Genomic DNA, 13,079 nt, shown 5'->3' on the forward strand with positions numbered 1-13,079 from the left:
GGATCCGCCACAGCACCCTGACACACGACACCGAGGGCGGCACCTCCCCCCCCGATGCTGCCGGCCCGCTCCCGTCACGCCTCCGTCCACTCCCTGGAGCGGTACGCACGCCCCAGCGTCGACGCGGTCGCCCGGCACGTCGCCGAACGCGTCAGTCGGCCGATGACGATGGAGTCGATGTCGGCCGTCGTGGCCGTCTCAGGGGTGGTCCACTCCTCAAGTGCCGGGTCGGGGGGAACTGAGTGGTCCGGAGACGAGACGACGGAGTGGGGTTGCCGTGGCTGTGGACAATCTCGTAGACGGCCCGCAGCGTCGTGCGGGATATGCCCGCCACTTCGGCGGCCTGCCGTTCGCTGGCGTGGTGCAGGGGGCCGCCCGCGATCTCGGCGAAGTTCAGGTGCGCTCGCAGGACCCGTAGCGCGGTCCGTCCCCGCTCCCCGCGCCAGGGCGTGGTCTCGATGCGGTCGCGCAGCGAGGCGAGAACCTCGTAGGCGTCGTGGCGGGAGCCCAGCGCCCTGGTGCTGCCGACCGAGTCCGAGGCACTGGCCACACCCGGCAGATGTAGTCCAGGGCGCGTGACTGCCCTGAGCGCAGCGCGATTTGTCGGGCGTGGCGACCACCCTCGTGCTCGGGATGCAGCAGGAACTGCGTCATCTGGTCGAGAGTTCCGTCGGCTCGGGCCACGTGGCAGGCGATGCCCGCGGTGATCCGGTGCCCATGCTCGGCCGCGCGCTGGTGGTCCGCGCGCAGAGACACGGTCCGTCCGTCGGAGGCGAGCCTGCTGTAACTGCCGTTGGCGTAGCGGCCGGTGAGATCTCCGAGCAGGATCAGATCGGCCGCAGCCGACGGCAGTCGGGACAGGCCCAGCGGGCTGTGTACGAAGAGGATGCGTCGTTGGGGGAGTGGCTGGTGGGTGCTGTTGGGCACGGTGGGGTCGTCTCGCAAAGACGTGGACGCCACCCAGGCCCGCTAAAACCACGGGTGGTGTCCGGACCGACCTCCATCGGTGCCGGCGAGGTCTCCAGGACGGCCATCCTGGAGACCTCTCATGCCTGGCCCCGAGCGGGAGGCAGGCGTCCCCATCGCAGCTCGACCGAGGTCGAATCAGAGCGCCGCCAGAGTCGCCCACCCGTGATCCACGCCGGCCAACTCGTGTCCCTCAGAGGCCAGTTACAGAAGCTGCTGCCTCTGACTGCCTCTGAGTGACCCGGGTCGAACCGGGGTCGAGTCAGAGTGATTTCCTCTGACTGCCTCCGATCGCCTCTGCAACCCGTCCTTGCGGGTCACAGCCTCATCGGCCCGCATAAGCGCAGGTCAGAAAGCTGCGCTAGCTGTACCACTGGTTCCGGGCGAAGGCGGTGGTGTGAGGCATGGGGGCTGGCTCCCGTCTCTGATGGTGGTGGCACCGTTCGGGCAGACATCACTGGGCCGCAATACGACTTCCGTCTCACGGAAGATGTCCGATGAATTGCGCCCAGTGGCGGCAGCACTGTGCGATCCGGGCCGGCAGCGAAGCCACCGTCTCCGAAACCGTCCATGCCCACGGTGTCACCTGCGGGTTCGCCGCCATGCCGAAGCGCGGCAATGCCGGCCGGCCGGTCTCGACAGCCTGCCTGGCCGTGCAGTTCGGCGCCAGCTCCAGGTCACGCTTCCTACGACGCAGGCACAGGGAGTTCGCCCGAGCCTCGTACGACCAGGTGGGTGGGGACGATGATGGTGCGGGCGCGGGTGCGGTCGCCGTCGAGTCGGGTCAGCGCGGTGGTCGCGGCTGCCCTGCCGAGTTCTTCCGCGTCCTGGGCGACGACGGTCAGGGCCGGCTCGAGTGCCTCGGCGAGCGAGATGTCGTCGAAGGCCACGACGGCGACGTCCTTGCGCTTGCTGCGGGCCAGTTCGGCGACGATGCCCAGCGCCATGATGTTGTTGCCGGCGAACAGGGCTGTGGGGGGATCGGCCAGGCCGAGGAGGTGGGCGGTCGCGGTCTCGGCTCCTTGCTGGTTGTGGGCGTTGGCGAGGAGCGAGCGGTCGTCGGGGATGTCGGCTTCGTGGAGTGACGAGCGGTAGCCGGCCAGACGTTCACGGCGGGTGTACAGCTTCACGGGCAGGTCGCCGACGAAGCCGATGCGCCGGTGTCCGTGGGCGATGAGGTGGGCGACGCCGTCGTGGGCGCCGGCCCGGTTGGAGCTGACGATGCTGTCGGTGGCGAGGCCGACTCCGGGTCGGTCCAGGAAGATCACGGGCAGTCCCGCCGTACGGTGGGACTTGAGGTGGGAGTGGTCGGCGCCGACGGACGGTACGACGATCAGGATGCTGACGCGGCGGGCGAGGAACTTGTCCGTCAGGGCGCGTTCGCGCTCGGGGTCGTCCGCGGAGGAGCCCATGAGGAGGGTCAGTCCGCGTTCGCGGACGGTGTCCTCGATGGCGCGGGCCACGGCTCCGAAGAAGGGGTTGGCGAGGTCGGGAATCACCAGGCCGATGGTGGTGTCCGGGCCGCCGATGCGGATGTTGCGGGCCATGAGGTTCGGCTGGAAGCCGAGCTTGGCCACTGCGGCGAGTACCTGTTCCCTGGTCTGAGCGGAGGCGGGTCCGTCCTCGTTGAGGACTCGGGAGACCGTCTTGGCGCTGACGCCGACTTCTCGGGCGACGTCGGCCAGGGTGGGGCGGCGGGTCGCTGCCATGGAGGAAACCGTCTCCTGAGGGCTCTCGGTTCCGGCCGCGGCCTCGGCCGGAAGATGTGAGAGCTGGGTTGTGCTGTCAGGTGGCCCGGACTCCGGCGGCCTTCGCGGCCTCCGAATCCGCTACGACAGTATCTCCGGTTTCGTCGACGGTGAGGGCGCCGGTCATGATGGCGACGACCTCGGCCATGGAGTAGTCGGAGGGCTTGATCACGGCAGCGCGCCGGCCGAGGCGGTGGACGTGGATCCGGTCGGCGATCTCGAATACGTGGGGCATGTTGTGACTGATCAGGACGACCGGCATGCCCTTGTCGCGGACCCGGCGGATGAGGTCGAGGACCTGGCCCGACTCCTTGACGCCGAGGGCCGCGGTGGGTTCGTCCATGACGACGACGGAGCGGGCCCAGGCGACGGAACGGGCGACCGCGACGGCCTGCCGCTGTCCACCGGAGAGCGTCTCCACCGACTGCGTCAGCGAGCGCAGGCCGATCTTCAGGTCGGCCATGTGCTCGGCGGCCTCCTGGCGCATGCGCTTCTTGTCCAGCATGCGGAAGACACTGCCGAGGACGCCGGGGCGGCGCAGCTCGCGCCCGAGGAACATGTTCGAGGCGATGTCCATGGAGGCGGCCACGGCGAGGTCCTGATAGACCGTCTCGATGCCGTGGGCGCGTGCGCTCTGCGGGCCGGAGAAGGCGATGCGCTCGCCGTTGAGTCGTATCTCGCCCGCATCGGGGGTCACCGCGCCGGTGAGGGCCTTGATCAGGCTGGTCTTGCCGGCGCCGTTGTCGCCGATCACGGCGAGGACCTCACCGGGGAGCAGGTCGAAGTCGGCGCCGTCGATGGCGGTGACCTGGCCGTACCGCTTGACCAGACCGCGGGCCTGCAGCACGGGCGTGGGGGAGGAGGTGACGGTCATCAGGCCTTCTTCCGGGAGAGCTGGTCGACGGTCACCGCGAGGATCACCAGGACTCCGGTGATCAGGGTCTGGTAGATGGAGGCGACGCCCATCAGCTGGAGGCCGTTGCGGAACACGCCGACGATGAGGACGCCGATGAAGGTGCCCAGGACCGAGCCGCGTCCGCCGAAGAGGCTGGTGCCGCCGAGGACCACGGCGGTGATGCTGTCGAGGTTGTCGGTCTGCCCCGCCTGCGGATCGCCGACTCCGGTGCGGGAGATGAGCAGCAGGGCGGCGATGCCGTACAGCAGACCGGCCACGGTGTAGATGCCGATGGTCAGGCGAGAGGTACGGATGCCGTTGAGCCGGGCGGCCTCGGCGCTGTTGCCCAGGGCGTAGACGTGCCGTCCCCAGCCGGTGCTGCTCAGCGCGTAGGCGAGGAGGAGGAACAGGGCGATGGTGACCAGGGAGCCGTAGGTGATGTCCGTGTGGCCCAGCGGGAAGGTCTCCCCGAGGGCCGTCAGCGGGCCGGGCAGGTTGGTGACCGTCTGCTCCTCGGAGTAGATGTGGGTCAGCGCGAACGCCACGTTGAGCATGCCAAGGGTGACGATGAACGGCGGCAACGGGATCTTCTGCACCAGCAACCCGTTGAGCAGACCGAACCCGCCGCAGACCACCAGGCCCAGGGCGACGGCGAGGAGCGGGGGCAGGGAGCCCTCGGCGGCCATCTTGGCGATCACGATGCTGCCGAACGCCATCACGGCCCCGCACGACAGGTCGATCCCCGCCGTGAGGATGATCAGGGTCTGTCCGATGGCGAGGGTGCCCACGACCATGACCTGCTGCACGATCAGCGAGAAGTTCCCGCCGGTCAGGAACTGGTCGGTCGAGAAGGAGAAGAAGGCGCAGGCCAGGAGGAGGGCGGCCAGGGGGCCGGTGGTCGGCGCCGTGAGCAGTCTGCGGGCTGTGGTCGGTGCCTTGAGCTCCGAGTACGGCGTTGTCGTGGCTGTCATGCGAAGTCCTTGTCGGAAGACAGATGTCCTTGTCGGAGGACGAGGGCAGAAGCCCCGCCGACGGGACAAGGGGGGCGGCCGTCCCTGGTCGGGGAGGTGGGCCGACCGCCCCGCTGAGGGGAGTGGCGGTGTCGTACGGTCCTGGGGCTGTCGTCACCTTCCCGCCTGCCTCGGCGGACGACGGGAAGGTGACGACAGTCCCGGGGGGTTTAGCCCCAGCAGTTCTCCAGACCGTAGACGGTGTCCTTCGACGTGACCCCGTCCTGCGCCTTGTCGGTGATCAGCGTGACGCCGGTGTCGGTGTAACCGGACGCCTTCTTGCCGTCCTTGGCGTACGTCACGACTGCCTTGACGCCCTCGGCCGCCATCTTCAGCGGGTACTGCTGCGAAGTCGCGGCGATCTTGCCGTCCTTGACGGCCTGGGTGCCGGTGCAGCCGCCGTCGACAGAGACGATCAGGACGTCCTTCTCCCGGCCCTTGGCCTTCAGCGCGGTGTACGCGCCCAGGGCCGCCGGTTCGTTGATGGTGTAGACGACGTTGATGTCGGGCGACTTCTGCAGGCAGTTCTCCATCGCGGTCTGGCCCTTGGCCTGGTCGCCACCGGTGTCCTGGGCGCACACGACGTCCTTGTCGGTGGCGCCGAAGCCCTTCAGGAAGCCGTTGTGTCGCTGGACGCCGACGGAGACGCCCGGCGCCAGGTCGAGGGCGGCTATCTTCGCCGTCTTGCCCTTCATGGCGGCCTTGGCGTACTCGCCGATCAGCTGGCCGGCCTTGAGGTTGTCGGTGGCGAAGAGAGCGTCGACCGCGTTCTCCGGCTCGGTCGGCGTGTCCAGCGCGATGACCAGAACACCCTTGGCACGGGCCTTCTGGATCGCGGGCACGATCGCCTTGGAGTCGCTCGGGGTGATCAGGATGCCCTTCACCCCGGCGGCGACCATGTTCTCGATGGCGGTGACCTGCCCGGCGTTGTCCCCGTCGAACTTGCCTGCCGCGGTGGACAGTTGGGCACCGTTCTCCTTGGCGGCCCGCTCCGCGCCCTCCTTCATCTTCACGAAGAACGGGTTGGTGTCGGTCTTGGTGATCAGACCGACTTTCACCTTGCCCGAGCCGGAACCCGTGGAGCTCGAACCGGAGCCGGACCCGCAGGCCGTCAGGGTGAGTGCCGCGACGCCCGTGACCGCGGCGGCTCGGAGGAGGGACGAGGACAGGCGAGTGGTGCGAGACATGATCGACTCCTGTGGAATAGCGGATGGCACGGGGGTTGGGATCAGAGCGTGCCGCCCGGGGTGTCATCGTTGACTTATGTCATCGTTGACACTGCCTGGCCAGGATGATGGACTCCGGATCCCGGCAACGTCAATGCCTTCCACTCGTCACAAATTGGCAACGTCCCCAGCCGTCGGCTCCGCGCGGCCGGTCAGTGGCTGTGTCGCCGCGCCGCCCCTTTGCCCGGTCTTTCCGAGCCTTTCCGAGAGAGAGCAGCCCATGAGCCCGCGTCAGATCACCGTTCTGGGAGAGTGCGTCGCGGACGCCTTCGCCGAACCGGCAAGCGCCTCGAACGAGCTCGCCCTGCGGGTGCTGCCTGGCGGCGGACCTGCGAATACGGCGGTGGCCCTGGCCCGGCTGGACACGCCGGCCCGCTTCCTCGCACGCCTGTCCGGCGATGTGTTCGGCCGCCTGTTCCGGGCCCACCTGGAGGCGTCCGGCGTCGACCTGTCGTACGCCGTCGCCGCCGCCGAGCCCAGCACGCTGGCCGTGGCGGAGCTGGACGCCACCGGGCAGGCCGCGTTCTCGTTCCACGCGCAGAACACGGCCGACTGGCAGTGGACTCCAGGGGAACTGGCAAGGGTGGATCTGTCCGAAACGGCCTGTGTGCACACCGGGTCGCTGGCGCTGGTCCGTGAGCCCGGCGGGGCGGCGGTGGAGGAGTTCCTGGCGGCTGCTGCCCCGCGGGCCACCATCAGCATCGATCCCAACGTCCGGCCGCTGCTGGTGCGCCCCGAGGTCTACCGCGCCCGGCTGGCGCACTGGTGCGCTCTCGCCGACATCCTGCGGCTGAGCGAGGACGACCTGGAACTCCTCCTGCCGGGCACTCCGCCCGAGCAGGCGTGCGACATCTGGCATGCGGCGGGGGTACGGCTCGTCGTGATCACGCTCGGCGCCGACGGCGCCCTGGCCTCGCTCGCCGGCGAACGGCTGCGGGTGCCCGCGGTGGCCACGCGGGTCGTCGACACGGTCGGCGCGGGGGACTCCTTCACTGCCGGCCTGCTGCACCACTTCGGCGCCCGCGGACTCCTCGGTGGCCGGCTGGCCGATCTCGGTCTCGACGAGGTCGCGGAAGCCTGCCGGTTCGGCACCCGGGTCGCGGCCCTGACCTGCTCGGTCGCCGGTCCCAATCCGCCGTGGCGGAACCAGTTGGCGGAGCTCACGGCCGCCGGTGGCGCCTGACGGGCGGGCGGGCCGCGCCGGGCAGTTCCGCCCCGACCCTTGGCCGAGAACGGCTCGGTGAAGCTGGACAAGGCCGTCGTCCGGCACTTCGACTCCGCCCACAAGTGACGTTCACGACCGACGCCCACAGCTGACGCCCACGACTGACAAGGACACGAGACCGTGAAGAAAACCCTGCTCGCGGAGTTCACCGCCCGCGAGGGAGCACAGGACGAGGTCGCCCGTCTGATCGGCGACTACGCACTGAAAGTGCGCGAGGAAGAAGGCAACCTCGCCTTCGACGTCCACACCAAGGCAGCAGCCCCGCGCGCCTTCTGGATCTTCGAGGTGTACCGGGACGAGGACGCCTTCCAAGCGCACCTGAACGCCCCGTACGGCAGCCCTTTCAACGCCGCCCTCGTTCCGCTGATCGAAGAGGACGCTTCCGTGCTGACGTTCCTGAACCCGCTGGCCACGAATCCGCCCACCCGTGATCCACACCGGCCAACTCAAGACGCTCAGAGGCCAGTTAGAGAGGCTGCTGCCTCTGACACGTGACGCTCCCGGTCACTCGGCAAGGCGGCTGCCGTCGGACGGAAGGGCTGGACGAGGCGTTGAACGCGTGAAGCGGCTTCACGGTTTCCGTGTCGGCGGACTCGGTGGACCTGAGGGAACGGAAGGGGCTCGGTATCCGTCCTGTCTTGGACGGCGCCGCGTGACCGGTGTTGACGGTGGGTCGGGTGATGGTTCCCGGACCGGCGGTCCACGCCACGGGGTCACCCGGGCGGGGGTGGCCGAACCGGTCCTCCCCGTACGGCGTCCTGGGGTGAACTCCCGACGCTCACCCGGCTTCGCAGGCGCTGTCGCACCAACGGCACCATTCGCACCAAGGGAACTTCGAATGATCTTCATCGCGCTTGTGTTCGTCGCCATCATCTCCGTGATCGTGCTCGCCCCGATCGCCATGGCCGTGGTGGCGGTGAACCGAGTTCGCTGGCGGACCCGGGCGCAGCGGAACGGCCTGCGTACCGAGGGCAGATGCATAAGAATCGAGACGGTGCGGCGCAGCGGCGGCGGGCGTCCCTCCTCGCTGCGGCGCCACTACCTCTTCGAGTTCGTCACCCACGACGGTCGGCAGGTCCGGTTCGAGGACGCCGCTCCGGACACGACCGTCCCCGGTGACCTCTTCACCGTCTCCTATCTGCCGGAGCGCCCGGACAAGGCCACGGTCGCCCTCCCGGGCGACCGCAGGGCCCAGCGGGAGCTCGGATGCCTTCTGGCGTTCTTCGCCGTCGCCGTCACCGTTGCCCTGGTCATCGCCGGTGTCGGGATCGGCGTGCTCTCCCTGTTCGCGGGCGGCAACTAGGACCTGTCCTAGCCTTCCCGAGTCGCGATTCCCCCGCCCCGAACTCGGGGCGGCTCGGTCCACCGCGTGGCGGTCACGGCACTCCACGTCTCGGAGTCGAGGTCCCGGGTAATCCGCTACGGTCCGCCGCCCCGGCTCTAGGGTTGCGGGGTGGACGACGACATACAGCGGATCGTGGACGGACTGGCCGGGCCGGAGGACGCGCCCGCAGTGGTGGACCCGGCGCGCCGCAGGGCCTCCGCCGGCGACACCGCGTTCGTCGCGTGCCTGGGAGCCGTCCTGCACGCGCGGTTCGGAAGCGCGGACGTGCAGCGGTACCGCGTTGCCGTGTACCGCCTGGCGCACATGCTGATGTTCGCCCCCGGGCAGGACGCCCTCGACCACGCGCTGCGGCTGCTGGCCGTGCCGCGCTCCTATGACGACAGCAGTGACCGCTGGGCCGCGGAGGTGCTGGCGTGCGCCCGTACGCCACGGGAACTGGACGCGGTGTTCGCCGACGGCCGCGGCGAGGACGGCGAGGACGGCGAGGACGGCGAGGACGGCGGGGACGGCGGGGACAGCGAAGGCGGCGCCGAAGAGTTGCGCAACTGCCTTGTGAACGAACTGGTGTTGCGCGGGGCCGACCTGGCGGACCTGCCCACGGCATCACGCTGGGCCGCCTCCGCGCACCGCGCACGGCACCCGCTCGCCTGGCTGCCGCACGCCCTCCACTCCTTCGAGGAGGAGGCGGAGGCGATCAGCCACTCCGCCGACGGCTCGGCGGGGTGCGCCACCTCTCGCTCCTTCTTTCGCACACGCAGCATCGAGGTGCCCGCCGCGCAGCTGCCCGCGCCGCGTGCCGTCGAGGTGACGACCCGGCCGCTGACGCGGGCACTGCGTACAGCGGTGAACACCTGGGAGGGGGAGCCCAACTTCCGTATCGAGGCCCGGGTCTTCGAATTCGCCGCAACGCTGTACCCGTCCTACGTTCCGTCCGTCCTGGCGTCGCTGGATCTTGCGTGCCTGGAAGGGTTGGACCCCCAGGAGAAGTGGGTGAAGACCTGCGAGCCGGGCGAGCTGTGGGCCAGGCTGTTCTGGATCAGCGCGAACGACGGCACGCGCGAGGAAGGCGCCTACGGGCGCCTCGCGGCGTGGCGGACGCTCGCCGCGCTGTGCGGCGCGCCCGACGGCGCGTCGGCCGACGAGGTGGGAGAGCGCGCCGAGGCGTGTCACTGGTTCACCTTCGACGCGGCCACCGACTGGTTCAGCCAGGGCGTCTCGGGCCTGGCCGTGGCCACCCTGACCCCGGACGGCCGCCGACTCGCCGTACTGGCCGCCACCGCCGACTGACGGCGTGGCCGCCCGTCCGCCGGTCCGCACCGGCAGGTGACGGCGGAAGAAGCGCAACATCCCGGAGGCAGTCCCCGCGCTGCTTGCGGGCCCCGACGTGGCCGACGCCCCACGTATTCCCCAGGTTCCTCCGGCCGTTCGCGACGCCGGCCCCGATCATGCTGATCGCCTGTGATGAGCGCTGGGTCGGCCCGGCCGGAGCCGCTGCTCCCCGGGGCTCCGATGCCCCGTCCGGAAGCGTTCGTCTCGCGTACCGCCGAGTTTCACGCCAGGGCCACAGGGCCCTTCCCTGACGTTTGGTGCTCTTGGAACACTCCTTTCGCGCACGTTCCATCAACTTCCGGCCAAATGGGCCCATCAGGACAAGAGGTCACCCACCCATGCCTCAAGTGAATCGGCGCCGATTCCTCCAACTCGCCGGTGGCACCGCGGGGTTCACCGCGTTGTCCAGCAGCATCCAGCGCGCGGCGGCTCTGCCCGCGCACCACCGTTCGGGCACGATCGAGGACGTCGAGCACATCGTCGTCCTGATGCAGGAGAACCGTTCGTTCGACCACTACTTCGGCTCGTTGAGGGGTGTCCGCGGCTTCGGCGACCCGCGTCCGGCCACCACGACGGGCACCAAGTCGGTCTGGTACCAGTCGGACGGCACCAAGGACGTGCTCCCCTTCCACCCGGAGGCGGACGACCTCGGTCTCGCGTTCATCCAGGACCTCCCGCACGGCTGGAGCGACGGGCACACCGCGTTCAACAAGGGCAAGTACGACAAGTGGGTGCCCGCCAAGTCGGCGACGACGATGGCCTATCTGACGCGTGAGGACATCCCGTTCCACTACGCGCTGGCCGACTCGTTCACCATCTGCGACGCGTACCACTGCTCGTTCATCGGCTCCACGGACCCGAACCGCTACTACATGTGGACGGGTTACACGGGCAACGACGGCAAGGGCGGCGGCCCGGTTCTCGGCAACGACGAGGCCGGGTACGGCTGGACGACGTACCCGGAGCGGCTGGAGGCGGCCGGGATCTCCTGGAAGGTCTACCAGGACGTTGGCGACGGGCTCGACGCGAACGGCTCCTGGGGCTGGATCAACGACGCCTACCGCGGCAACTACGGCGACAACTCGCTGCTGTACTTCAACCAGTACCGCAACGCCAAGCCCGGCGACCCGCTCTACGACAAGGCCCGCACCGGGACCGACGCCCGCAAGGGCGAGGGCTTCTTCGATCAGCTCCGGGCCGACGTGCAGGGCGGGAAGCTGCCGAAGATATCCTGGATCGCCGCTCCCGAGGCCTTCACCGAGCATCCCAACTGGCCCGCCAACTACGGCGCCTGGTACATCTCCCAGGTGCTGGACGCGCTCACCTCCGACCCCGAGGTGTGGAGCAGGACAGCGCTGTTCATCACGTACGACGAGAACGACGGCTTCTTCGACCACCTGGTACCGCCGTTCCCGCCGCAGTCCGCCGCGCAGGGCAAGTCCACGGTCGACGTCGGCCCGGACCTCTACCAGGGTGACGCGAGCCGTGCCGCAGGACCGTACGGACTCGGCCAGCGGGTGCCGATGCTCGTCGTCTCGCCCTGGAGCAAGGGCGGTTACGTCTGCTCCGAGACGCTCGACCACACCTCGATCATCCGCTTCATGGAAGCCCGGTTCGGGGTGCGCGAGCCCAACATCTCGCCCTGGCGCCGCGCCATCACCGGCGACCTCACCGCCGCCTTCGACTTCGCGCACAAGGACACCAAGCCGGTCGCGCTGCCCGACACCGACGGCTACCGGCCGCCGGACACCGATCGTCACCCCGACTATGTGCCGACCCCGCCGGCGAACCCCGTCCTGCCCCGGCAGGAGCGCGGCTCGCGTCCGGCCCGCCCCCTCAAGTACGCGCCCCTCGTGGACGGTTCGGCGGACACCGCGGCCGGCAGGTTCACGCTGACCCTCGGCTCCGGCGCCAAGGCCGGCGCGGCCTTCCTCGTCACCTCAGGCAACCGCACCGACGGCCCCTGGACGTACACCACCGAGGCGGGCAAGACCGTCTCGGACACCTGGAACTCGGCGTACTCGGCCGGCTCGTACGACCTCACGGTGCACGGTCCCAACGGCTTCCTGCGTACCTTCAAGGGCGCCAACAGGACAGCGGGGCCCGAGGTCACCGCCCGCCATGTCGGCTGCGACGTGGAGCTCACCCTCGTCAACAAGGGTGCCGCCACGGCGACGCTCAAGCTCACCAGCGGCTACGGCGGACAGCCTCACGTCTTCCGGGTACGGGCGGGCGCGACCGTGAAGTACACGGTGGACCTGCGGGCGAGCAAGCGCTGGTACGACCTGACCGTCGTCTGGGACACGGACGCGGGCTACCTGAGGCGATTCGCCGGACATGTCGAGAATGGCCGACCGGGAGTCAGCGACCCGGCCCTCATCACCGCCTGATGGATACCCAACTGACAGTTGTTTTCCGGCCATGTCACGGTAGGGTGCCCCGGTGACCACGCATTCGAACACTCCTGCAGGTTGGTACCCGGACCCCAACGCGCCCCAGACGCAACGCTACTGGGACGGCTCGCAGTGGACCGACCAGCAGGCTCCGGCGGCACAGCAGGTACCGCAGCAGGGCCAGGCGCCGCAGCAGGCGTTCCCCCAGCAGGCCGCGCCGGGGGCCGACCCGCGCGCGCAGCGTCAGGTGCAGCAGCAGGCCGGGGTGGCCCCGAGCGGCGTCGGCGGCGGCACCCTGTTCACCGAGCCGGTCCTGGTGGTGAACCAGAAGGCCAAGCTGATCGAGCTGACCAACGAGTACAAGGTCATGGACCAGCAGGGCAACCCGATCGGCTCGGTCGTCCAGGTCGGGCAGGGCATTCTCAAGAAGATCCTGCGCTTCGTCTCCAGCCTCGACCAGTTCATGACGCACAAACTGGAGATCCGTGACGCGCACGGCCAGCCGCAGCTGCTGCTCACGCGCCCCGGGAAGATCCTCAAGTCGCGGGTGATCGTGTCGCGTCCGGACGGTTCGACCGTCGGCGAGATCGTGCAGCAGAACATGTTCGGCAAGATCAACTTCGCGATCAACGTCAACGGCCAGAAGGTCGGTGCGATCAAGGCGGAGAACTGGCGTGCCTGGAACTTCGCGATCGTCGACCACACGGACAACGAGGTGGCCCGGATCACGAAGACCTGGGAAGGCCTCGCCAAGACGATGTTCACGACCGCGGACAACTACGTCCTGCAGATCCACTTCCAGCTCCCCGAGCCGCTGCTGAGCCTCGTCGTCGCGACGGCGCTGACCGTCGACACGGCGCTCAAGCAGGACTCCCGCGGGCTGGGCTGACCCACCGGATGTGCGGAAGGGCGGTTGCGGACCTCTCCGCAACCGGCCGTCAC

10 protein-coding genes and 1 pseudogene are annotated in these 13,079 nt (G+C 69.3%); 6 read left to right on the forward strand and 5 right to left on the reverse strand.

The features are described from left to right. Positions 1–393: 393 nt before the first annotated feature. The 5 genes from ABZX90_RS11405 to ABZX90_RS11425 form a co-directional block, all read right to left on the reverse strand. Positions 394–927, reverse strand: coding sequence for a hypothetical protein (locus ABZX90_RS11405; RefSeq protein ID WP_355203722.1), 534 nt, complete (start codon positions 925–927; stop codon positions 394–396). 725 nt (positions 928–1,652) lie between these two features. Then, entirely contained in the window at positions 1,653–2,675 is a 1,023-nt protein-coding gene (locus tag ABZX90_RS11410; RefSeq protein WP_355203725.1) for a LacI family DNA-binding transcriptional regulator, read from the reverse strand. A 76-nt stretch (positions 2,676–2,751) separates the two neighbouring features. Next, on the reverse strand, positions 2,752–3,588 hold the full coding sequence (locus ABZX90_RS11415; RefSeq protein WP_351119201.1) for an ATP-binding cassette domain-containing protein: 837 nt from the start codon (positions 3,586–3,588) through the stop codon (positions 2,752–2,754). Continuing rightward, positions 3,588–4,580, reverse strand: a complete 993-nt coding sequence (locus tag ABZX90_RS11420) for an ABC transporter permease (protein WP_351119202.1) — start codon at positions 4,578–4,580, stop codon at positions 3,588–3,590. The genes ABZX90_RS11415 and ABZX90_RS11420 overlap by 1 nt, the downstream gene beginning before the upstream one ends. A gap of 209 nt (positions 4,581–4,789) precedes the next feature. After that, positions 4,790–5,806, reverse strand: a complete 1,017-nt coding sequence (locus ABZX90_RS11425) for a sugar ABC transporter substrate-binding protein (protein ID WP_351119203.1) — start codon at positions 5,804–5,806, stop codon at positions 4,790–4,792. Between the two features lie 259 nt (positions 5,807–6,065). Between ABZX90_RS11425 and ABZX90_RS11430 the strand changes: the two genes are divergently transcribed. From ABZX90_RS11430 to ABZX90_RS11455, 6 genes and pseudogenes are all read left to right on the forward strand, one after another. Beyond that, the gene (locus tag ABZX90_RS11430; RefSeq protein WP_355203729.1) at positions 6,066–7,028 is read left to right on the forward strand and encodes a carbohydrate kinase; all 963 of its coding nucleotides are present in this window, start codon (positions 6,066–6,068) and stop codon (positions 7,026–7,028) included. A gap of 162 nt (positions 7,029–7,190) precedes the next feature. Beyond that, positions 7,191–7,481, forward strand: a pseudogene (locus ABZX90_RS11435) (antibiotic biosynthesis monooxygenase family protein); the annotation flags it as partial. A gap of 427 nt (positions 7,482–7,908) precedes the next feature. Continuing rightward, entirely contained in the window at positions 7,909–8,373 is a 465-nt protein-coding gene (locus ABZX90_RS11440) for a DUF3592 domain-containing protein (RefSeq protein ID WP_351119205.1), read from the forward strand. Between the two features lie 150 nt (positions 8,374–8,523). Beyond that, a complete protein-coding gene (locus ABZX90_RS11445; protein WP_355203732.1) occupies positions 8,524–9,702 on the forward strand; it encodes a DUF6183 family protein in 1,179 nt (392 codons plus the stop codon). A gap of 380 nt (positions 9,703–10,082) precedes the next feature. Next, entirely contained in the window at positions 10,083–12,134 is a 2,052-nt protein-coding gene (locus tag ABZX90_RS11450; RefSeq protein WP_355203735.1) for a phosphocholine-specific phospholipase C, read from the forward strand. A gap of 52 nt (positions 12,135–12,186) precedes the next feature. Then, complete coding sequence (locus ABZX90_RS11455) at positions 12,187–13,026, forward strand: phospholipid scramblase-related protein (protein WP_351119208.1); 840 nt, start codon at positions 12,187–12,189, stop codon at positions 13,024–13,026. Positions 13,027–13,079: the final 53 nt, after the last annotated feature.

Source organism: Streptomyces sp. NPDC002935, assembly GCF_040611295.1.
Lineage (GTDB): Bacteria > Actinomycetota > Actinomycetes > Streptomycetales > Streptomycetaceae > Streptomyces.